At 71.6% G+C, this 21058-nt stretch carries 19 protein-coding genes; 12 read left to right on the forward strand and 7 right to left on the reverse strand.

The window, feature by feature from the left end; all coding sequences use genetic code 11:
- Positions 1-1213, forward strand: a 1213-nt coding sequence (locus tag E1285_RS25315) for a TerD family protein (RefSeq protein WP_207946810.1), incomplete at its 5' end; no start/stop codon positions are given.
- Between the two features lie 97 nt (positions 1214-1310).
- Here E1285_RS25315 and E1285_RS25320 read toward each other — a convergent pair.
- Positions 1311-2108, reverse strand: coding sequence for a PIG-L family deacetylase (locus E1285_RS25320; protein WP_132156243.1), 798 nt, complete (start codon positions 2106-2108; stop codon positions 1311-1313).
- A 180-nt stretch (positions 2109-2288) separates the two neighbouring features.
- Between E1285_RS25320 and E1285_RS25325 the strand changes: the two genes are divergently transcribed.
- Together E1285_RS25325 and E1285_RS25330 are read left to right on the forward strand one after the other, a co-directional pair.
- The gene (locus E1285_RS25325; protein ID WP_132156245.1) at positions 2289-2975 is read left to right on the forward strand and encodes a lysoplasmalogenase; all 687 of its coding nucleotides are present in this window, start codon (positions 2289-2291) and stop codon (positions 2973-2975) included.
- 174 nt (positions 2976-3149) lie between these two features.
- Positions 3150-4559, forward strand: a complete 1410-nt coding sequence (locus E1285_RS25330) for an MFS transporter (protein WP_243723039.1) — start codon at positions 3150-3152, stop codon at positions 4557-4559.
- A gap of 70 nt (positions 4560-4629) precedes the next feature.
- On the opposite strand, the gene E1285_RS25335 is transcribed toward E1285_RS25330, so the two are convergent.
- The 6 genes from E1285_RS25335 to E1285_RS25360 form a co-directional block, all read right to left on the reverse strand.
- Positions 4630-5514: a crotonase/enoyl-CoA hydratase family protein gene (locus E1285_RS25335; protein ID WP_132156247.1), complete on the reverse strand. Its 885-nt coding sequence runs from the start codon at positions 5512-5514 to the stop codon at positions 4630-4632.
- A 31-nt stretch (positions 5515-5545) separates the two neighbouring features.
- Positions 5546-6778 carry an iron uptake transporter deferrochelatase/peroxidase subunit gene (gene efeB / locus E1285_RS25340; RefSeq protein WP_132156249.1) on the reverse strand — a complete coding sequence of 411 codons (1233 nt, stop codon included), beginning with the start codon at positions 6776-6778 and terminating at the stop codon, positions 5546-5548.
- Positions 6771-7244, reverse strand: a complete 474-nt coding sequence (locus E1285_RS25345) for a copper chaperone PCu(A)C (protein WP_132156251.1) — start codon at positions 7242-7244, stop codon at positions 6771-6773. Before E1285_RS25345 ends, efeB begins: the two co-directional genes overlap by 8 nt.
- Entirely contained in the window at positions 7241-7924 is a 684-nt protein-coding gene (locus tag E1285_RS25350; protein WP_132156253.1) for an SCO family protein, read from the reverse strand. Before E1285_RS25350 ends, E1285_RS25345 begins: the two co-directional genes overlap by 4 nt.
- 86 nt (positions 7925-8010) lie before the next feature.
- Positions 8011-8664: a hypothetical protein gene (locus E1285_RS25355; RefSeq protein WP_132156255.1), complete on the reverse strand. Its 654-nt coding sequence runs from the start codon at positions 8662-8664 to the stop codon at positions 8011-8013.
- Positions 8665-8763: 99 nt separating this feature from the next.
- Entirely contained in the window at positions 8764-9882 is a 1119-nt protein-coding gene (locus tag E1285_RS25360; protein ID WP_243723040.1) for a class I tRNA ligase family protein, read from the reverse strand.
- Between the two features lie 236 nt (positions 9883-10118).
- Between E1285_RS25360 and E1285_RS25365 the strand changes: the two genes are divergently transcribed.
- From E1285_RS25365 to E1285_RS25405, 9 genes are all read left to right on the forward strand, one after another.
- The gene (locus E1285_RS25365; protein ID WP_243723041.1) at positions 10119-10931 is read left to right on the forward strand and encodes an ABC transporter ATP-binding protein; all 813 of its coding nucleotides are present in this window, start codon (positions 10119-10121) and stop codon (positions 10929-10931) included.
- Between the two features lie 418 nt (positions 10932-11349).
- The gene (locus tag E1285_RS25370; RefSeq protein WP_165966754.1) at positions 11350-12138 is read left to right on the forward strand and encodes an ABC transporter permease; all 789 of its coding nucleotides are present in this window, start codon (positions 11350-11352) and stop codon (positions 12136-12138) included.
- Positions 12135-13013: an ABC transporter permease gene (locus tag E1285_RS25375; protein ID WP_132156259.1), complete on the forward strand. Its 879-nt coding sequence runs from the start codon at positions 12135-12137 to the stop codon at positions 13011-13013. Before E1285_RS25370 ends, E1285_RS25375 begins: the two co-directional genes overlap by 4 nt.
- A 65-nt stretch (positions 13014-13078) precedes the next feature.
- Complete coding sequence (locus tag E1285_RS25380) at positions 13079-14128, forward strand: ABC transporter substrate-binding protein (RefSeq protein WP_132156261.1); 1050 nt, start codon at positions 13079-13081, stop codon at positions 14126-14128.
- Positions 14129-14141: 13 nt separating this feature from the next.
- The gene (locus tag E1285_RS25385; protein ID WP_132156263.1) at positions 14142-14939 is read left to right on the forward strand and encodes an IclR family transcriptional regulator; all 798 of its coding nucleotides are present in this window, start codon (positions 14142-14144) and stop codon (positions 14937-14939) included.
- A gap of 78 nt (positions 14940-15017) precedes the next feature.
- Positions 15018-16385: an amidohydrolase family protein gene (locus E1285_RS25390; protein WP_132156265.1), complete on the forward strand. Its 1368-nt coding sequence runs from the start codon at positions 15018-15020 to the stop codon at positions 16383-16385.
- 57 nt (positions 16386-16442) lie between these two features.
- A complete protein-coding gene (locus E1285_RS25395) occupies positions 16443-17096 on the forward strand; it encodes an isochorismatase family cysteine hydrolase (RefSeq protein ID WP_132156267.1) in 654 nt (217 codons plus the stop codon).
- A 26-nt stretch (positions 17097-17122) separates the two neighbouring features.
- Entirely contained in the window at positions 17123-17614 is a 492-nt protein-coding gene (locus tag E1285_RS25400; protein ID WP_132156269.1) for a (2Fe-2S)-binding protein, read from the forward strand.
- The gene (locus tag E1285_RS25405; protein WP_132156271.1) at positions 17611-21048 is read left to right on the forward strand and encodes a molybdopterin cofactor-binding domain-containing protein; all 3438 of its coding nucleotides are present in this window, start codon (positions 17611-17613) and stop codon (positions 21046-21048) included. The genes E1285_RS25400 and E1285_RS25405 overlap by 4 nt, the downstream gene beginning before the upstream one ends.
- Positions 21049-21058: the final 10 nt, after the last annotated feature.

The raw sequence follows: 21058 nt of genomic DNA on the forward strand, positions 1-21058 counted from the left end.
CCGCAACCCGGGCCGCCTCACCCACGGCGGCCCGCTCGTCCAGGGCATGAAGGTCGCGATCACCGGCGACACCCGCACGCCCCGAGACGAACTCACGGCCAAGGCCGCCGCCGCGGGCCTGAACATGATGTCCACGGTCAGCCGCCACACCAGCGCCCTCGTGACCAACGCGCCGGGCTCCACCAGCGCCAAGGCCCAACGCGCCGCCGCCGAAGGCGTCCCGACCATCGACGAGGCCACCTTCCTGCGCCTCCTGCAAGACGTGCGCCCCGGCACCTCACATGAGTCGGCGACGCCACCACCACGAACCACCTCGGCCCCCACGCCCGCGACCCCCGAGGCTCCACCCGCACCTGCGGCACCTGAGACCGCGTCCACTGCACGCCAGGCCGCACGTCCCGTTCAGCCCGCCAAAGCCCTGTCCGGACGGCGCGTACTCGTCGTGGGCGGCTCCCATCCCCGCGCCGCCGCGACGCGGACCCGGGTCACCGAACTCGGCGGTGCCGCCGCGGTGAACCTCTCCAACAGCGTCACCGACGTCGTCGCGCTCCCCGGCGGGGACGGCGACCGGCGCATGCCCCGGATCCACTCGCTCGGCCTGCCGGTGCACGACGAAGCCTGGCTCTACGCCCCGGCGTCCGCTCAACCCGCCGAACGCGGCACGACCCCCGCACACCCGGCACCCCTCACCCTGCCCCGAGGCGGCGTCACCGACCTGCCCGTCACGCAGTACACGACCACCTGGACGGTGACGGCGACCTGGGCGCACCGGACGGCCTGCGAGGTAGACATCGTCGCCTTCGGCCTGGACGGCGACGAGCAGGTGCCGGGCGACGAGGACTTCGTCTTCTACGGCGCCACCGAAACCCCCGGCGGGACCGTCGCCCTGTCCGCCGATGGCCCCACCGAGCAGTCGATCACCATCGACGCCGCGAACCTCGACCCCGCCGTGCGCAAGGTGGTCATCGCGGCCGCCATCGACGGCACCGAGACCTTCGGAACGGTCGGCGCCATAGAGATCACCGCCGCCCCCGGCGCCAGCGAGGCCCCACTGGCACAGGCCACCTTGGACGCCGCCACCACCGAACGCACGATGCTTCTGGCCGAGATGTACCGGCGCGGCCCGTCCTGGCGCCTCCGCGCAGTCGGCCAAGGCCACGACTACGCCCTGGACGACCTGTCCCGCGCCTACGGCGTCGACATCGAGGAATAGCGGCGCAGGAAGCCCCAGTCGCCCTGACTCGGCTCGCGATGCACCGGCGGTAGGGATGAGGAACGCGGGCCGCCTGCCCGGCGGAGAAGGTGAGGCACTAATCCGATCGACGAAGACCGGGGGCCGGATCGTGAGTGACGAGCCCGCCCGTTCGTCCGCCGGGTTCGGCGAACCATTCCGTCCCGAAGACCACGCGGAACATCGGCAAGGGCAGCCCGACCAGCACGCGGAACAACCAGGACCCTACGCCCCTGCCGGACACCTGCGTCCGGTGCACCATCAGCGCTGCCCGCTTCAGTGCCGCATACCGGCGAACGTCGACCCGGTGCGTGATCGCCGAGTCCGGCGTGCCGTACCCGCGCATCTCGTCGAAACGATGGCGGCTCAGCAGGCGAAGCAGACGCAGCGGGCGGCCGACCCGGGCGACCAACTCGCGCGGCACCGTCGCCTCCACGACCCGCACCCCGGCCAGCTCGGCCGCTCGCCCGCCGACCTGGTGCACACGGACGTGGTCGCGATGGCCGTAACCGCCCTGTGAGTCGTAGCCCAGCAGCAGATCCGCTTGCTCATCCACCAGCAGAGCGGCGAGCTTTCCCGCCGCTGCCTCGATGTCTGCCCGCGCGAACCGGATCCTGTCCGGCGGGTCCTCGAACAAGACCGGTCCGTGCCCGCTGTCCGCGTAGCCGAGATGCACGGCCTTGTCCGCGCCGAGGATCGAAGCGCTCGTCCGCAACTCGGCCAACCGCCGACCTTGATCCGGGCCGTTCCACATGTCGCCGTCGCAGGCCACCACGACGATCACCCGATGGCCCTCCGCCGCAAGCCGAGCGATCGTCCCACCGGTCAGCAGCACTTCATCGTCGGGATGAGCGTGAAACGCCACGATCGTCGCCATCGGCGCGAGCTTACTCCCGAGACGCCGAAGCCGGGTGGTGAGCTCGGCGCCCGCGGGTGTCTCGCACGAGCCCTTCAGGCCGGCTGCGCGTCCAAGGATGGTTGTCCAGGAGCAGGGCGTGGGTGTGGCACCTCCTCCGTCGCGAAGGCGTGGGTGGTTTGCCGGGGTTAGGATCCGGGGGTGCGTGAGGGGGATCTTCTGGCCGAGGCGTCGCCGGTCGCGCGGCGGCTGTTGGTCGGGTTCTGGGTGTGCGCTGCCGTGCACCTGGTGTTGGTGGCCGTGGACCTGGGGCCCTGGGACGCGCTGACCAAGGCGTTGCTGCTGCCGCTGCTGGCGGCGTGGGCGGCCGCCTGCGGTGGATCCCGTGGCCTGCTGGCGGCGCTGTTGCTGTCCTGGGGCGGGGACGTGCTGCTGTCCATCGACGGGTTGTTCATCCCCGGGATGGTGTTGTTCGGTGCCGCGCACATCTCCTACATCGGCTGCTTCGTCCGCCGGGGCGCCCTCAGCAGGTTGCGGCGCCATCCGTGGATCCCGCTGCTGTACGGACTGGGCTGGATAGCGGGCATCGTGGTGCTCTGGCCCGGTCTGGGCTCGATGCAGCTGCCGGTGGCGGCCTACTCGCTGCTGCTGCTGGTGAGCGCGTTGACCGCCCGGGGCTTCAGCGTCCGAGCGGGACTGGGTGGCCTGCTGTTCCTGCTCTCGGACGGCCTCATCGGCGTCGACCTCAGCGACCTGCCGCGGTTGCCGCTGCACGGCGTGGTCGTCATGGCCACCTACCTCGCCGCGCAGTACCTTCTGGCCTCCGCCCTTCTACGCGGCACACGACAAGCTGGTGGGCTGTCCGCGTCGCCGTCGGGCCGGGGGTAGGGTCGGGGGTATGTCTGGTGCTTCGTGCGCGGCCGCTCCTGCTGCGGTGACGAGGTCGCTCCGCTAGCGGCGGAGCGTTCGTCTCATTCCTGTTGAACGTTCTGTCGCTCCGTGTTCGATCCGGAGCGGCACTTTCGTGCTGCTCGGAACCTTCTCTGAGCAACGGAGCGCTTGATGTCTTCGGACATTCTCTCTTCGCGCCGGGAGTCCCCGGTGCGCGCGTGGCTGGTGCTGTGCTGCATGGCCATGCTGCAGTTCTTCATCGCGGTCGACGTGACCGTGGTCAATGTCGCCCTGCCCTCGATCGGCGCCGACTTCGGTGTCGGCGGGCACGCGCTGACCTGGGTGGTGGTCGGGTACACGATCACCGGGGGCGGGCTGCTGATGCTCGGCGGCCGGCTGGGCGACGTGCTCGGCAGGCGCCGCATCCTCCTGCTCGGCACGAGCGTCTTCGGCGCCGCGTCGCTGCTGGCCGGGGTCGCGCCGTCGTTCGCCGTGCTGGTGGCGGCGCGGCTGCTGCAAGGGGCCGGTGAGGCGATCGCGCTCCCGGCGGCGATGGCGGTGATCGTGCTCATGTTCCCCGAGGGCCCGCGGAGGTCGCGGGCGCTGAGCGTGTGGGCGGCCGTCGCGAGCTGCGGGCTCGTCCTCGGGTTCGTGCTCTCCGGGATCATCACCGAGCTGCTCGGCTGGCGGTGGATCTTCCTGGTGTCGGTGCCGTTCATCCTGGTCGTGCTCGTCGCGGCGGTCTTCCTCGTGCCGGGCGAACGGCCCGCCGAGCCCGCACCGCTGGATCTTCCCGGCGCGTTCCTGCTGGTCGCGGCTCCGCTGCTGTTCACCCTCGGGGTCGTCGAGGCGGGAGAGGCGGACGGCGCGATGCCGTGGCTGCCGCCGGTCGCGCTCGCCGGCGCGGTGGCGGCCGGAGCCCTGTTCATCAGGGTCGAGCGCCGTTCGCGGAACCCGCTCGTGCCGCTGCGGTTCCTCCGCAACCGTCCGCGCGTCCTCGCCAACCTCGCCACCGCTCTGCTGAGCGCGGCGCTGTCCACCTCGTTCCTGCTGTTCACCTACTACCTGCAAGACCGGCTGGGCGCCGGGCCGCTCCAGGCCGGTCTCACGATGCTGCCTCTGGCGGTGTCGCTGATCCTGGTGTCGGTGCTGGTTCCCCGGCTGCTCGGACGGTGGGGCCCGCAGGTCTGCGTCGTGACCGGGATCGGCTTCACCGTGCTGGCGATGGCCGCCATCGCGCTGGTCTCCCATTTCGGGGCGGCCGGTCCGGCGCTGATCCCGGCCATGGTGCTGATCGCCGCCGGGATGGGATTCGGGATCGTCGGGCTGCAGTACGTCGCGGTGACCGGTGTATCCGAGGACGACGCCGGTATCGCCTCTGGCGTCCAGCGGGCCGCCGACCAGCTGGGCGGCTCCATCGGGATCACCATCTATGTCGGTGTGGGGTTCGCTCCCGCTCTGGACGGCATCGATCCGTTCCTCGCAAGTAGCTTCCTGGCCGTCGCAGGGCTCGCCGCGGCCGGGTTCGTCGCCTGGCGGATCTCCCTGCCCGCCGAGGGGGTGAAGCAGACCGCCGGGTGACCCAGGGACAGAGCTGCGCCCGTCCGGCGGTTCGGTCGGGCGCAGCTCTGGACGGCACCGGTGGCGCCGGTCAATCCTCCAGGTCTTCGCGGGACGGGACAGGGCCGCCGCCCTCGGGGATCCAGCGGCCGGAGTCGCGCCATTTCACGGCCTCGTGGAAGCCGTGGGCGGCGGCGAACTCCTGGAACCAGCGGCCTTCGGGGGAGTGGCGGGTGATGCCGTCGAACAGGGTCGCCAGGATCTGGGTGCCGTGCAGGCCCATGTTGTCGTAGGCCTGGTTGATCATCAGTTTCTGCATGGCGAGCTGGTTGACGGGGACGCCCTCGACGCGGCCGGCCAGTTCCTCCACCCGTGCGTCGAGTTCGGCGGGCGGCACCGACTCCAGGACCAGGCCCCAGTCGGCGGCGGTGCGGCCGTCGATGGTGTCGCCGGTCAGCAGCATCCGCTTGGCGCGTTCGGCGCCGAGCCGGAACACCCACATCGCCGTGGTGGGGCAGCCCCAGACCCGCGCGGGCATGTAGCCGATCTTCGCGTCGTCGGCCATCACGACCAGGTCGCACGACAGCGCGATGTCGCTGCCGCCAGCGACCGCGAAGCCGTGCACCTTGGCGATCGTCGGCTTGAGCGAGCGCCACAGCGAGAAGTAGTCGTCGGTGAACTCCTTCATGACGGCGTAGTCCTTGATCGGGTCCCAGACGGTGTCGCCGTCGCCCGATCCCTGGGTGCCCTCGCCGTCCTCGGCCGAGAGCTTCAGGTCGTAGCCCGAGCAGAACGCGCGTCCCGCCCCCTGGAGCACGATCACGTGGACGCGCGGGTCGGTGTTGGCGCGCTTGACCGCGGCGGCCAGTTCGCCCGGCATCCGGAAGTCGATCGCGTTGAGCCGGTCGGGCCGGTTCAGCGTGAGGTACGCCTTGCGGCCTTCGACCTCGTACAGCACCGTCGGTTCGTCTGTCATGGGTTCTCCTCCGCGTCGAGGTCGTCCGCGATCATTCCAGCAGGCTCCGGGCGATGGAGTCGCCTGGAGCGGCGCCTCCGGGGACCGCGAAGACGGCGCTCGACTCGTGCCGGATGAAGCGGGTCAGGCCGTCGGCGCCGTCGAGCTTGCGCTGCACCTGGATGAAGCCGGCCGTCGGGTCGGCCTGCCACGCGATGAACAGCAGGCCCGCGTCGGGCGTGCCGTCCGGGCGGAGCCCGTCGTCGTAGGAGAAGCTCCGGCGCAGCATCGTCGTCCCGCCGTTGGACTCCGGCGCCGACACCCGGACGTGGGCGTCGCCCGCGATGGCGAGCGCCGCCCCGTCCGGGCCGGCCGCCGACAGGTCCGGACGCGCGGACTCGGTGCCGCCCGACAGCGGGGCGCCGGTGTCCTTGCGGCGGCCGATCACCCGTTCCTGCTGGTGGCGGGGCAGCCGGTCCCAGGTGTCCAGCAGCATCCGGATCCGCCGGACTACCGCGTACGAGCCGCCGTCCATCCAGGCGTGCGGCCCTGTCCCCGCCTCGACGAAGATCTTGGCTTCGAAGCCGTCCTCGGACGGGCGCGGGTTGCCGCTCCCGTCGATCTGCCCCATGAGGTTCCGGACCGTCATCGGCCGGTCGGTGGCCCCGCGAGCGCGGTTGAAGCCGCCCATCTGCCAGCGCACCCTCGCCGTGCCGGACGCGGTCCTCACCAGGACGCGCAGCGCGTGCGCGGTGACCAGGGGGTCGTCGGCGCCGATCTGTACCCACAGGTCGCCGTCGCTCCGGGACGGGTCCAGCTCGTCGGCGGGGAACGGCGGCATCTCCACCAGCGCGGGCGGCATGCGGTCGCCGAGGCCGGTCTTCGCGAAGAAGGTCCGGCCGAACCCGAACGTCACGGTCAGCGAGGACGGCCCGGCGTCCAGCGCGACCTGGCCGTCACCGGCGGGCGGACGTCCCGCCGCCATCGCCTCGGCCGCCTCCGACCAGCGCCGCAGCAGGCCCGCCGCGGCGGCGCGGTCCGATCCGGGCCGCAGGTCGAACGCGGCGAGCCGCCCGCACGTCTGGACCGGGGTGGTGATCCCGGCCTGGTGGCGGCCGTGGAACGGGACGACCGTGGCGCCGACGGCGCTGAGCGGCTCCTCGGCGTCGCCGGCCCGGCCCCACGCGGTTCCGGTCAGGCCCCCGGCGGTCAGCCCGGCGGCACCGGCGGCGCCCGCCACGCCGAACAGGCGCCGCCGCGAGAGGCCGGGGCGTCCCTCACCCATGGTCGTGCTCCGTCCCGGGGGAGCCGGGCCGGTAGCCCGTCGGCTTGACCGGTGCCCGCACGGTCATGGGCGGCGACGTGGCGAAACGCAGCGTGAACGTGACGGTGTCCCCGACCTTCGGTATACGTTTCAGCCTCATCAGCATGAGGTGGTCGCCGCCCATGCTCAGCTCAAGGCGGCCCCGCGCGGGGACGGCCCACGACTCGACCTGCCTCATCTTTCCCTCCGGGGTCGTGGTGTGCAGTTGCACCTCCCCGGAGATGTCGCTGGACGCCGCGACCAGCGTGTCCGCGTCCGGTCCGCTGTTGCCGACCGTGAGGTACCCGGCCGCCATGTCCGGCATCGGTGGCTGCCGGACGTAGGCGCCGGTCACCGTGAGACGGGGCCCCTCGCCGTCCGCGTCCTGTGCGGCGCAGGCGGTGAGGGGGAGCAGGAGGGCCGCGAGGGCGGCGGCGGGGCGCTTCACTTCGCCCCCTCGACGAGCTCCGGCAGCGTGGCGTCGAACTCCTTGGACGTGGCGCCCGACGTGTAGATCGTGTGGACGCTGTCGTCGGCCGGGGAGAACGCCAGGACCTGCGCGCCGTGGTTGACGGTGACGCTCCCGTCGTCCTCCTTCACCGGCTCGTCGACCGAGATGCCGAGGCCGCGCGCCGCCTTCTGGATCTTGTCGAAGCCGCCGGTGAGCCCGATGAAACGCGAATCGAAGGCGGCGAGCCATTCGTTCAGCCGCTTCGGGGTGTCGCGTTCCGGGTCCGTGGTCACGAAGACGACGCGCAGCCGCTCCTGGTCGGCGTCCGGGAGCTTCTTCACCGCGTTGGCGATGTCGGCCATCGTCGTCGGGCACACGTCCGGGCAGTGGGTGTAGCCGAAGTACATGAGCATCGGCCTGCCTGCCGTCTGTCCGGCCAGGTCGAAGGAGCGTCCCCGGTCGTCGGTCAGCGTCAGTGCGGGTTTCGGCAGCGGACGGTCGAGCCGGACGAAGTTACCCGACGGGGACGACGACTCCGCCGCGGCGGGACGGTCGTCGGGCGGGGCCTCGCCGCACGCGGCAGAGACCAGGGAGATCGCCGCGACGGCGGCGGCCAGCCGGATCGCGACGGGCGTCCGGCGGGCGGGTCGTGCGTGGGCATGCGAAGGCACGCGCATGAAAGCCTCCGAGAAGAGGACGCCGCGGAGATGCTCCGCGGGCGCAGAGTGAAAGGCGGACGGGCATCTCCCGTCCGGATGTCGGCTTAGGCGGCTTCCGGCGCGGGCGGCGGTCCGCGACGGACCACGGCATGGCCGAGCAGGACGATTCCCCTTCGCGGGGCATGGTCCCCGGAGTGGCGGGGCATGCGGATTCGCGGTTCCGGCGCGGGGAGCGCGGGCCGCGCGAGCACCACGGCCAGGAGCCCGGTGAGCGCTCCCGCGCCGCGCAGCGCGGTCCGCACCGTCCGCCAGATGGCGCGCTCGCCCCGGTGCAGCACCCAGCCGAACACGAACGCGGCGGACAGGTGCACGGTGAACATCACCGGATCGGGCATGAGAGACACCGTGGTGCCGTGGGCGTGGACGCCCTGAACCGCCACCGGATCGGCGCGGCACTGCCCTAGCGAGAACAGCGCGTGCAGGACCATCTGCCCGCACAGCAGGGTCGCGGTGATGCCCGTCCTGGAACGCTCCCGGCCAGCCAGCGGCATCACCAGGAGCAGCGTCACGAACCAGCCGGCCGCGAGCGACACCCAAGGCAGCCCGGCACCGGACACCAGCGCGTGACCGGACGCCGACACCGCGACGCAGACGGCCGCGAACGCCGCCGAGCGCAGCGTCCGCAGGCCGGTGTCGGCGCGCGTCGCGTCGGCGCGCATCGTGTCGGCGTGCGTCGCGTCGGCCGCCGCGTCCGCCATCGTCGAGGGCCCCACATCTCCCGGCGCGAATACTACAAGCGGTAGTACATCATCCCGGCGTCCACCACGGCGCGCGCCCCCGGCGTTGGACGGTGGCGCTCAGCCGAGGGCCAGGACCTGCATGACCAGGCGGGCGGTGCGGCCGCCTTCCTCCTCCGCGATGGCGAGTGCGGTGGGGACGTCGAGGTCGTCGAGGAGCGCGCGGGTCGCCGCCGCCTCCGCCCCGGACGACGGGTCGCGGCGGCCGGCGCTGAGATGGAGCGCGTCCAGACGCGCCGCGGCGGAGTCGAGAGCGTCGGGCGTGTAGTCCCACTCGTCCCGCCAGGGGGCGGTGACGAGCATGAGCCGGACGGCCGCCGCGGCATGATCCCGGATCAGATCCGAGACCAGGACCAGGTTGCCGGTGGACTTGGCCATCTTGACGCCGTCCCGATTGACCATGCCCACATGCAGCCACGCCCGCGAGAACGGCCGCACACCGGTCAGCGCCTCGGCGAGAGCGGCCTCGTAGGCGTGGTGGGGGAAGCGCAGGTCGGCGCCGCCGGAGTGCAGGTCGAGCGCCGGCCCGAACGTCGTCATGGACATCGCGGTGCACTCGGCGTGCCAGCCGGGGCGGCCCGGACCCCAAGGGCTCGGCCAGGCGGGCTCCCCCGAATGCGACGGCCGCCAGACGGCTATGTCGAACGGGTGCTCCTTGGCGTGGCTCTCGGGCTCGTCGCCGTACTCGGCCATGAGGTCGTACGCCTGCTGGTCGCCGACCCCCGCACGACCCGGAACATCGGCGCCGTGGAAGTAGACCGCCCCGTCCCGGAGATAGGCGTGACCGGACGCAAGGAGCCCCTGGGCGAGCGCGACGACCTCCCTGACGTGGTTGTGCGCGCGTGGCTGATGGTCGACGGCGTGGACGCCGAGCGTCTCCAGGTCGCGCTCGAAGTAGAACTGCTGGACGGCGGCGAAACTGTCGTACGGGCTGCCCGCCCGGTGCGCGGCCTGGTGCAGCACGTCGTCGACATCGGTGACGTTGCGGCACACGCGGACGTCACCGCCCGCGTGGCGCAGGACGCGGGCGGCGATATCGGCCCACACGAACGTCCGCGCGTGCCCGAGATGGGTCGCGTCGTACGGCGTGATCCCGCAGACGTACATGCGTGCCGGCCCGACGACCGGCAGCGGATGGCCACCGATCCGGAGCGTGTGGTCCGGTGCGTTGAGCTCCAAGAGATCTCCCGTCGTCCAGCCCGCTCGGCCGCGCCGCCGTCAGTCCCTTCATACCCGCGTGCGCCGGGGAAAGCGCGATCGGCCCCAGCCTGCCGACCCATCCCCAGCGGCGCCCGTGGCGGCGGCGATGGCGGCGGCGATGGCGCTGACGGGCATTCTCACCAGGGCATTAACGCTTGACGAGATACCATCTCGCATTGTATAACTCTCGCAAATCTGGTGCGAGGAGTAGCCGAATGACGATCACCTCGAACTCCGTCGAATCGAAGGCCACGATGCTCGCGGTGGACGGCCTCGCGAAGTCCTACCCGAACAAGAAGGGCGCCGTCCGGGCGATCGAACAGGTGTCCTTCACGCTGCACGAAGGTGAGTTCGTCTCGATCGTCGGCCCGTCGGGGTGCGGCAAGACCACCCTGCTCAGCTGCATCGCGGGTCTCCTGCCGCCCAGCGGGGGCACGGTCGAGCTCGGCGGGCGGGCGGTCACCGGGCCGCCGCCGGACCTGTCGGTCGTCTTCCAGGACTACAGTCGGTCGCTGTTCCCCTGGCTGAGCGTGGAGAGCAACGTCGGCCTGCCGATGAAGTCGGCGCGTGCCCCGAAGGCGGACGTCAAGCGTGACGTGGCGAAGCTGCTGACGGAGGTCGGCCTCGACCCGTCCGTCGGCGGACGCTATCCCTGGCAGCTCTCCGGTGGCATGCAGCAGCGCGTCGCGATCGCCCGCGCGCTGATCTCCCACCCGAAGGTGCTGCTCATGGACGAGCCGTTCGCGTCCGTCGACGCGCAGACTCGTACCGGACTGGAAGACCTTCTGCTGCGGGTCTGGGAGGAGTACAACAAGACGATCCTCTTCGTCACCCATGACATCGACGAGGCGATTTATCTGTCCGACCGGATCGTCGTGCTGTCCAGCAGCCCGTCCAGCGTCGTCACCGAGATCGAAGTCCCGCTGCCCCGGCCCCGCGACCAATTCGCCAGCAAGGAGGATCCCATCTACGCCCAGCTTCGGGCGGAGGTCTTCCGCCTGGTCATGAAGGACATGCCGGCCGCCTGAGAACACTCGTCGGTCCATGTCGCCCGCGCTTTCGCCGCGGATTGAAATCAATCGAAACCGAGCGGTAACGTCGGGTTGGCATTCGAGGAGCAAACTCGACCCGGCGCATATGAGCATGCCTTCCAACGGCCGGCGGCGACCGCCGCCGGCCGTTGTCGTGCTGCGCTGAGTATTCGACTCGGCCGGGAAATTCGATAAAGCATTTGTTCGACGTGACCCTTGACACTCCGAAGACGCCCGCCATACCGTCACTCGCAACGCCATCACGTCTTCCGAGATGGGGGCGTGTTCTTCGAGCAGAGCTGGAGTCGGCGTGAACACTCGTTCCGGCAGGACGGCGGAGATGCCTTCCACGTCCGCTGAGACTTCCGACCACCCCCCGGACAAGGCACCGGAGAGGACCGACGGATCCCCCGGCATGTTGTCGCGGGCCTTGCGGTCGCCGCTGGTGCTGGGCGCGCTCGGCGTCGGCATGGTGATCGCCGTCTGGCAGATCGCGTGCGGCCTCGGACTCGTCGCGGCCGATTCCCTGCCCACCCCGTGGACGGTGGCGCTCCGGATCAAGGACCTGGCGGTCAGCACGGACTTCCAGCTCCAGGTGCTCGACACGGTGTGGACCTGGCTGCTGTCGATGGCCGTCACCATCGTCATAGCGGTGCCGCTGGGAATCCTCCTCGGGACGGTGGCCGCGCTGTACCGCCCGACGGTCACGGTGGTGCACGCGCTGCGCTCGGTGCCCGCCACGGTCTTCATCCCGGCGTCGGTGCTGCTGTTCGGGCTCGGGCTCACGATGAAGCTCGCGCTGACGGTCTTCGCGATCTTCGGTCCCGTCCTGCTCAACGCGGTCTACGGCGTCCACAACACCGAGCCCCAGCTACTGACCGTCGCGCGCAGCCTGCGATGGAGCCGGCTGGAGACGCTGCGCCGCGTGGTGCTCCCGTCGGCGCTGCCGTCCATCGTCACCGGCATCCGGGTGGCCAGCGGCATCGCGCTGATCGTGATCGTCAGCGTCGAGCTGCTCGGCGCGAGCTACGGGATCGGCACCGTCATCGTCCAGTACCAGGCCATTCCACGGCCCGACTTCGTGTACGCGGGGGTCATCCTCGCGGGCGTGCTCGGCTGGCTCCTCTACACCACGCTGGCGGCCGTCGAGCGGCGCGCCCTGCCGTGGACACGGCGCGGAGCGGATTCGGGAGGGCGGTCATGACCGCGACGACGGGCACCGGCACCGGCCGGGAGCGGCCCTTCCTGGCCGGCCTGGCCAGGGCGACGACCTCGGCGGGCACGGCGGCGGGCCGCGCCATCGCCTACTCCTGGATGGTCGCGCTGCTGTTGGTCGCATGGGAGGTGGCATCGCGGCTCTACCAGTCGCCGTACTTCCCGACCTTCTCCGAGTCCGCCGAAGCGTTCTTCGCGAACTGGTTCACCGCCGACGCCTCCCGGTTCTTCGTGACCGAGCTGTTCACCACCGAGCTCGGCTCCAGCATGTCGCGCGCCGCGCAGGGCTGGGTGATCTCGGTCGTCGTCGGCCTGGTCGCGGGGATCTCCCTCGGCGTCTCCGCGCGGGCGGCGGCACTGTTCAATCCGCTGATCCGGTTCGGGATGTCGATCCCGGCGACGGCGCTGCTCCCGCTCGCCGTCGTCTTCTTCGGCATCACCGACGAGATGAACGTCTCGCTGATCGTCATCGGCACGGTGTTCCCGATCCTGATCAACACGATGGACGGCGTCCACGGCATCGACCGCACGGTCATCATGACGGCGCGCAGCATGCGCATGGGCCGGCTCCGCTACTTCTTCGTCGTGCTGCTGCCGGGCGCCAGCCCGCAGATCATCAGCGGGCTGCGCGTCAGCCTCGGCATCGGCCTCATCCTGATGGTCGTCTCGGAGCTCTTCGCGGCCACCAACGGCATCGGCTACTACGTCCTGCTGGCCTCCCGCCAGTTCCGCTACGTCGACATGTGGAGCGGTGTGCTGCTGATCGCGGTGATCGGCCTGCTCCTGAACGTCCTGTTCGCGCTCGTCGAGTCGCGCGTCCTCCGGTGGCACCGGGAGTCGCGCAAGCGAGCCGGCTCGACGTGATCCAGAGACAGCCGCGCCGGTGCGGGAGACCGGCCCGGCACGTATCGATCCTTGAGGAGTCCGGCATGCCTGCAAAGGGTTCTGTTCCAGAGTCACGCGGCGGGAACCGTCCGTACCGCCGCCCCAGGACGACGTTCCTGATCGCCGTCGGGGCCGCCGCCGCGCTGCTGACCGCCGCTTGCGGGTCGCCGGGCGCGGCCGGGGAAGGCGGCGACGGCGGCGGCGGGGACGGCGGGACCAGCACGCTGAAGGTGACCACGCTGAGCCTGTGCAACGAGATCTCGGTGCTCTGGGCGCAGCAGAAGGGCATCTTCGAGAAGAACGGGCTGACGGTCGAGCTGGTGAAGGCCGGCGGCGGCGCGGCTGGACTGGCGGCCGTGCAGGGCGGGTCGGCGAACCTGGCGTTCACCAACCCGTTCTCGACGATGCTCGCGATGAAGAGCGGCATCGACCTGCGGTGGGTCGCGACCGCGTACGGCACGCCGAAGGAGGGCGAGGACCCCTCGAACGCGGTCCTCGTCAAGGAGGACTCGCCGATCAAGGCCGGCAAGGACCTCGAAGGCAAGACCGTCGCGGTCAACGAGCTCGGCGGGATCAACCAGATCATCGTCCAGCAGTTCGTGACCGACGCGGGCGGGGACCCCGAGAAGGTCAAGTTCGTAGCGCTGCCGTTCGGCGAGCTGGCGTCGGCCGTGGCGTCGGGCAAGGTCGACGCCTCGCAGGCCCCCGAGCAGTACTCGAACACCCCCGGGGTCCGCAGCCTCGGCGACCCGTACATGAAGGTCGGCAAGGACAAGTGGCTGGTCTTCGCCGGCTACGTCGGCACCGCGAAGTTCGTGGACGAGAACACCGAGTCGATGAAGAAGTTCCTCGCGTCGCTGAAGGAGGCCAACACCGCGATCAAGGAGCCGGCCAACCAGGACGAGAAGTACCGGATCGAGGCCGCGCACTGCGGCCAGGACGCCAAGAAGCTGGCGGAGGACCCGGAGAACCCCTACTTCGCGGACGTGCCGATGGACGCCATGAAGCAGATGGCGCAGATCCTCGTCGACCAGGGCCAGACCGACAAGCTCCCGGACGTGGAGAAGCTGGTGCCGGAGTACTCCCGGAGCTGAGGGGCTCATCGCGATGGGACGGGGTTCCGGGACCGGGGCGCGGGGGAGCGGGAGCGGCGGGAGTCCGCCGGAGGACGGCTCCCCCGGGATCCAGTCGGTGCAGCGCGCCGCCACGATCCTGAGCGCGTTCACGGTGGCCCGGCCGCGTCTCACCCTCGGCGAGCTCACCGCGCGGCTCGGGGTCAGCAAGCCGACCGCGCACCGCTACACCAAGGCGCTGCGCGCCGCGAACATGCTGCGGTTCGACGCGGCGGCGGGGGAGTACTCCCTCGGCCCGCAGATCCTCACGCTGGCCGCGGCGGTGCGTTCCGGTCATCCGATCATCAGCGCGTCCGGTCCCTTCCTGGAGGAGCTGGTCCGCGAGGTGAACGAGACGGTGGTCCTGAGCGTGTGGGACGGCGACGGGCCCATCGTGGTGCGGGTCGACGACAACGCGAACCGGCAGGTGCGGATCAGCATCCGGGCCGGTTCCCGGCTGTCACTCGAATCCGCCCAGGGCCGGCTGTTCTGCGCGTTCCTGGAGCCCGCGGCCGTCCCGGGCCTACCGGGGCGGCTGCGCAGGTCGCGCGAGCTGCGCGCCGAACTGGAGGGGATCCGCGCCCGGAACATCGCGCTGAACACGCCCCAGGCGACGGGGGTACGCACGATCGCGGCACCGGTCTTCCGCGATGCGGGCATCACGGCGGCCGTCGCGATCGTCGGCACCACCGTCACGGTCCCGCCGGGTCCCGACTCGCCCATGGCGTGTGCTCTCGCACGCGTCGCGGCGAGCCTGACCGAGGAGCTCGGCAGCTCCCACGCGGGCGGCTGAGCCCGGACACGACAACCGTCCTACCCGCTTGAACAGGGCCTTCTTGATCCCGGTCTACTAGAACAGGAGCCATTCACCATGAGTGCCGACCTCGCGTTGCACAACGCGGAACTGGTGACGCCGAAGGGGCGTGTCCACGCCGGCGTGGCGGTGCGCGACGGCAAAATCATCGCCATCGGCCGCGACGCCGACCTGCCCGCGGCCGACGAGACGATCGACTGCGGCGGCCGTCCGGTGCTGCCGGGCATCGTCGACCCGCACGTGCACCTGGGCGGCGGGGTGCCCTACGAGGAGCTGTGCGAGACCGAGTCGCTGTCCGCGGCCGTCGGCGGGATCACCACGCTGCTGCAGTACAAGCGCAGCGCCACCTCGCTGCTCGACACGTTCGAGAAGGAACGGGAGATCGCGGCGGCCCACAGCTCGTTCGACACCGCGTTCCACTTCATCCTCAACTCGATGGCCCAGATCGAGGAGATCCCGCAGTACGCCGAGCGGTTCGGCGTGCGCAGCTACAAGTTCTACATGGGCGGCTATCCGGAGGGGAACCCGATCGGCCTGGTCACCGTGTCCGACGCCGACCTCTACGAGGCCATGGCCCGGATCCGGGAACTCGGCCCGCACGCGCGCTGCATGGTGCACTGCGAGGACGACTCCCTGGTGGAGCACTTCACGGAACAGGTCAAGGCGAGCGGCCGCAACGACCTGGCCGCCTACACCGACTCGCGGCCCGGGTTCGTGGAGGAGCAGGACATCCTGCGCGCCATCTGGCTGGCGGAGCTGCAGGGATGCCCGCTGTACATCCCGCACATCACGATCGGCTCCGGGATCGACGCCGCCCATGAGGCGAACGAGCGCGGCGCGGACATCCTGCTGGAGAGCTGCCCGCACTACCTGGCGCTCACCATCGACGACAAGCGGCTCGCGGAGCAGGGCGCGGGCGTCGGCAAGGTCGCCCCGGCACTGCGCGGCGAGGAGGACCGGCTCCGGCTCTGGGAGGGCATCCGCAACGGAAGCATCCGGACGATCGGGTCCGACCACGTCCCGCTCGTGAAGACCGGCGCGGCCCTGTGGGAGGAGAAGCCGGGCTTCGCCGGGCTCGCGACCATGCTCCCCGTCGTGGTGACCGAAGGCGTCCTGAAGGGGCGCATCGAGCTGGAGCACGTCGCCGCCACGATGGCGGAGAACCCGGCCCGGGTGTTCGGCCTCTACCCGCGCAAGGGAGCCATCGCCGTCGGCAGCGACGCCGACTTCGTCGTGCTCGACCTCGAAACCGAGCAGGTCGTGGGCCCGGACGTCACCCGCAGCAAGTACACCAGCGCGTTCGAAGGGATGGCGCTGAAGGGCTGGCCCGCGATGACGATCAGGCGCGGCGAGGTGCAGCTGCGCGACGGCGAGGTGTCGGTGCGGCCGGGCTCGGGCCAGATCCTGCGCCCCCCGTCCCCGTGACGGACGGCCCGGCACGGGCGCACGCGCACAGACGAACGAGGCGTACGGAGGACGATCATGCCGCTTGACGTGACACTCGACCCGGCCGACGTCGGCCTGCTGGTCATCGACCTGCAGAACGGCTTCTGCCATCCAGAGGGCGCCCGCGGGCGCGCGTTCGGGGCGGACAGCGTGGCCAAGCCGCGCGAGATGGTCCCGCACGCGCTGGGCCTGACCGAGCGCTGCCGCGCCGCCGGCATCCCGGTCTGGTTCACCCGGCAGGTGCACCTCCCCGGTGACCACGGCCGCAAGCGCCGCCGGATCCCGTCGCACCTGGACCGGCGCGGCGTGAAGCTCGAACTGTGCCACCAGGGGACCTGGGACGCCGAACTGCTGGACGAGGTCAAGCAGCACGTCGTCAGCGACGACGAGATCATCGTCAAGCATCGTGCCAGTGCCTTCTACAACACCAGGCTGGAAAGCGTGCTGCGGATGAGCGGCGTGCAGGTCCTGGTCGTGGCGGGCACGACGACGAGCTTCTGCGTCGACTCCACCATCCGTGACGCCTACGCACGCGACTTCGACGTCGTGGTGCCGGCGGAGTGCGTGGCCGATACCGACGACGCCGCCCATGCCGCCGTCCTGGCGAGCACCGACCGCTTCCACGGCGTGGTCTCCACGGCGGACGAGCTGATGGCCGCACTCGTGTCGCCGCCGCCCAGGCCCGCATGACGTGGTGTGACCGGCAGGAGGCTCGGATGATGACGGAACTCGACGTCAACGGCGTCGTGGTCGAGGTGGACGCGCGGCCCGGCGAGGCGCTGCTGCCGGTGCTGCGCGGCCGGCTCGGCCTGCGCGGCGCGAAGGAGGCGTGCGGGCGCGGTGAATGCGGGGCGTGCACGGTCCTGCTCGACGGCGTCCCGGTGATGTCGTGCGTCCTGCTGGTCGAGGAGGCGGCGCACGGGAAGGTCACGACCGTCGAGGGGCTGGCGGACGGGCAGCGTGAACTGCGCCGGGCGTTCGCCGAGGAGGGCGGATTCCAGTGCGGGTTCTGCACGCCGGGGCAGATCGTCCGGGCGAGCGCCGTGCTGGACGTGGCCGCGGAACTCGGCGATGAGGAACTCCGGCGCGAGATGTCCGGCAACATCTGCCGCTGCACCGGCTACACGCAGATCATCGCCGCGATCCGCCGGGCGGCGGCGGGCCGGGAGACCACGGGCGGGGAGACCACGGGCGGGGAGACCGCGTGACCCCCCGGACGCCGCAGGTGGTGGGCACGAGCGTGCCCCCGAAGCACTGGGAAGAGCGGACCTCGGGCACCGACGCCTACGCCGGTGACGTCGATCCGCCGGGGACGCTGACCGCGCGGGTGCTGCGCTCTCCCCACCCGTACGCGCGGATCCTGTCGGTGGACACCGAGCGGGCGCGCCGTATGCCGGGCGTGCACGCCGTGATCACGGCGGCGGACTTCCCGGTGGACACCCCGTACATCCACGCCGAAGGGCAGCATTCGGACCGTTATCCGCTCGCCCGCGACGTCGTCCGCTACATCGGCGAGGAGGTCGCCGCCGTCGCCGCGGAGACCGGCGAACAGGCCCGAGCCGCCGCCGACGCGATCGTGGTGCGGTACCGCCGCCCCCTGCGGCGGCCGCCGCTGACGATCGACGCCGCCTCGGCGCGACGCGCCGTCCGGCTGCACCGCCGGTCGTCGGGCGAGCCGAACGTGTCGGTGCACGACCAGGGGCAGTGGGGCGATCCCGAGGCCGGCCACGCCGCAGGCACCGTGTCAGTGGAAGGGACGTTCCATTACCCGCGGGTCTCGCACGCCTGCATGGAGCAGAACACCACCCTGGCCCGCTGGGACGCCGGCACCGGAACGCTCGAACTGTGGACCTCGACGCAAGCGCCGTGGTTCGTCACGACCGAGGTCGCCCACGTCCTCGGGCTCGACCCCGAGCGGGTGGTCTGCCGCGACGTCGCCGTGGGCGGCGGGTTCGGGCTGAAGTCGAAGGTGTGCGAGCACGAGGCGCTCGCGTCGGCGCTGTCCATCGCCGCGGGCAGGCCCGTCCGGCTGGCGTACTCGCGCGAGGAGGAGTTCGCCGCGACCAAGCCGCGGCACGCCTTCCGGGTGCGGCTCCGCTCGTCCGCCGACGACACCGGGCGGCTGCGCTCCCTGGACGCCCGCCTCGACGTCGACAACGGCGCGTACAATCACTACGGCCCGTCGATCATGAAGGTCGGGGTCAAGACGCTCGGCTCCATCTACCGGCCGGACGGCGTCGCCTGGGACGCCCGGCTGATCGACACGGCGCTGCCGTCCGGCGGCCAGTTCCGCGGTTACGGCAGTCCGCAGGTCGCCTTCGCCATGGAGTCGCAGGTCGACGAGCTGGCCGAGCGGCTCGGCATCGACCCGATCGACTTCCGGCTGCGCAACGCCAACGAGCCGGGCACGACGACGCTGTCGGGCGCCCGCATCGGCTCCGCCCGGCTGGCCGAATGCCTGGACGCGGTCCGCGAGGCGATCGGCTGGGACGCCAAGCGCCGCGACCGCCGTCCGCCGCGCGGGGTCGGCCCGGTGCGCGGTGTAGGTCCGGTGCACGGTGTAGGCCCGGTGCGCGGTGTGGGTGTGGCGTGCGGCATGCACGGCAGCGGCTCGTACGCGCACGGCGGCTCGAACCGCAGCGACGCGATCGTCGACCTGTTCGAGGACGGCCGGGTGCGGGTGCGGTTCGGCGGCGCCGACGCCGGCACCGGCCAGCGCACGATCCTGGCACAGATCGCCGCAGAGGAACTCGGCGTGCACGTCGACGACGTGGACGTCCTCATGGCCGACGGCGAGTTGACCCCGTTCGACATGGGCGCCTGGTCGTCGCGCGGCACGCACATGGGCGGCCATGCCGTCCGCAAGGCGTCGGCGGAACTCGCCGACACCGTGCGCGGGCTGGCGGCCGAGAAGCTGGGCACCGGCGAGATCCGGCTGGACGGCGGCCTGGCGCACGCGCCGGGAGCGGACGTCCCGCTCGGCGACCTGGTCGCGCTCAGCCCGGACGCGCACGACGGCATGCTCAGCCACGAGGCGTCCTACGTCGACCCGCGGATGGAGACGTTCGGCGGCGGCAACCCCCGGCCGAACGTCTCGGCCAGCTACACCTTCGCGGCCCACGCGGTCGAGGTCGAGGTCGACCCCGCGACCGGGCGGGTACGCGTCCTGGACTACGTCGCGGCCCACGACATCGGCCGGGCGATCAACCCGGTGATGGCCAAGGGACAGGTGATCGGCGGCGTCGCCCAGGGACTCGGCGCGGCCATGGGCGAGGAACTCGTCTACGAGGGCGGCCGCACCGTCAACCCGGCGTACATCAACTACGCCCTGCCCAGGGCGGCCGACCTGCCCCCGGTGCGGGCCCTCCTGATCGAAGGGGACGAGGAGGCCGGACCGTACGACGCCAAGAGCGTGGGCGAGATGCCGATCGTGCCCCCGGCCCCCGCCCTCGCCAACGCCGTGTACGACGCGATCGGCGTGCGCATCCGCGACCTGCCGATCACCCCGGACAAGGTGCTGCGGGCGCTGGCCGAGCGCGACGGCCTCCCCGCCCGCCGGTACCGGCTGGCCGCCCGGCCGTCGCGATGGTGGATCGAGCTGCTGCGGCGGGCCTACCCCCTCGGCGTCCACACGGTGCTGCACCGGTTCGGCACCCGACTGGCCCGCCGGGTGCCCGAGCGGGAGATCGAGTCGGTGCGGCGTCCGTCCGAGACCGGCGAGGCCGTGAAGCTCACGGCCGGGGGCGGCACCGCCGTCGGCGGCAACACCGACCTCGCCCTCCAGCGCCGCCAAGGTCTGGCGGCGCCGAAGACCCTGGTGCAGATCACCGGCATCCCCGCGTTGCGCACGATCACCGAACGCGACGACGGCGCCCTGGACATCGGGGCGGCGGTCACGCTGGACGCCCTGTCCGCGGCGACCCGGGGCTCGCTCGACGCGGTCGCCGACGCCGTCGAGTCGATCGCGTCCGCCCAGATCCGGGCGGTCGCCACCGTGGGCGGCAACCTGGTGCAGGCCAAACGCTGCTGGTTCTTCCGCAACGGCTTCGACTGCTACAAGCGCGGCGGCGTCACCTGCCCCTGCTACGCCGTCCAGGGCGACCACCGCTTCTACCACGCGGCCATCGACGGGCACCGCTGCCAGGCGGTCACGCCGTCCGACCTCGGCACCGTGTTCACCGCGCTCGACGCCCGGGTGCTGGTGTCGGGCCCGGCCGGAGACCGGACGGTCGCGATCGGCGACTTCTACACCGGGCCGGGAGAGACATCCCTGCGCCCCGGCGAACTCGTCACGGCGGTACGCGTCCCCGCCGCCGCGCGGGAACGCCGCTGCGTGTTCGACAAGCTCCAGTTGTGGGAGGGCGACTTCGCCTTGGTGTCGATAGCGCTGGCCGCCACCGTCACCGACGGCCGCTGGGACGGCACCCGCGTCGTCCTGGGCGCGGTCGCCCCGACTCCTTGGCGGGCTCACGCCACGGAGAAGGGATGCGACGGCGCCCGCTTCGACGCCGAACGCTTCCGCGGGCTCCTCGACGGCGAACTGGCCAGGCACGGCCACCCGCTGCCCGGCAACGCCTGGAAGCTCGACGCGGCCCTCGGCATGGCGGTACGGGCGGCCGGACGAATTGGGGGAGACCAGTGAACACCGGATC

The sequence above is a fragment of the Actinomadura sp. 7K507 genome, from assembly GCF_004348425.1.
Lineage (GTDB): Bacteria > Actinomycetota > Actinomycetes > Streptosporangiales > Streptosporangiaceae > Spirillospora.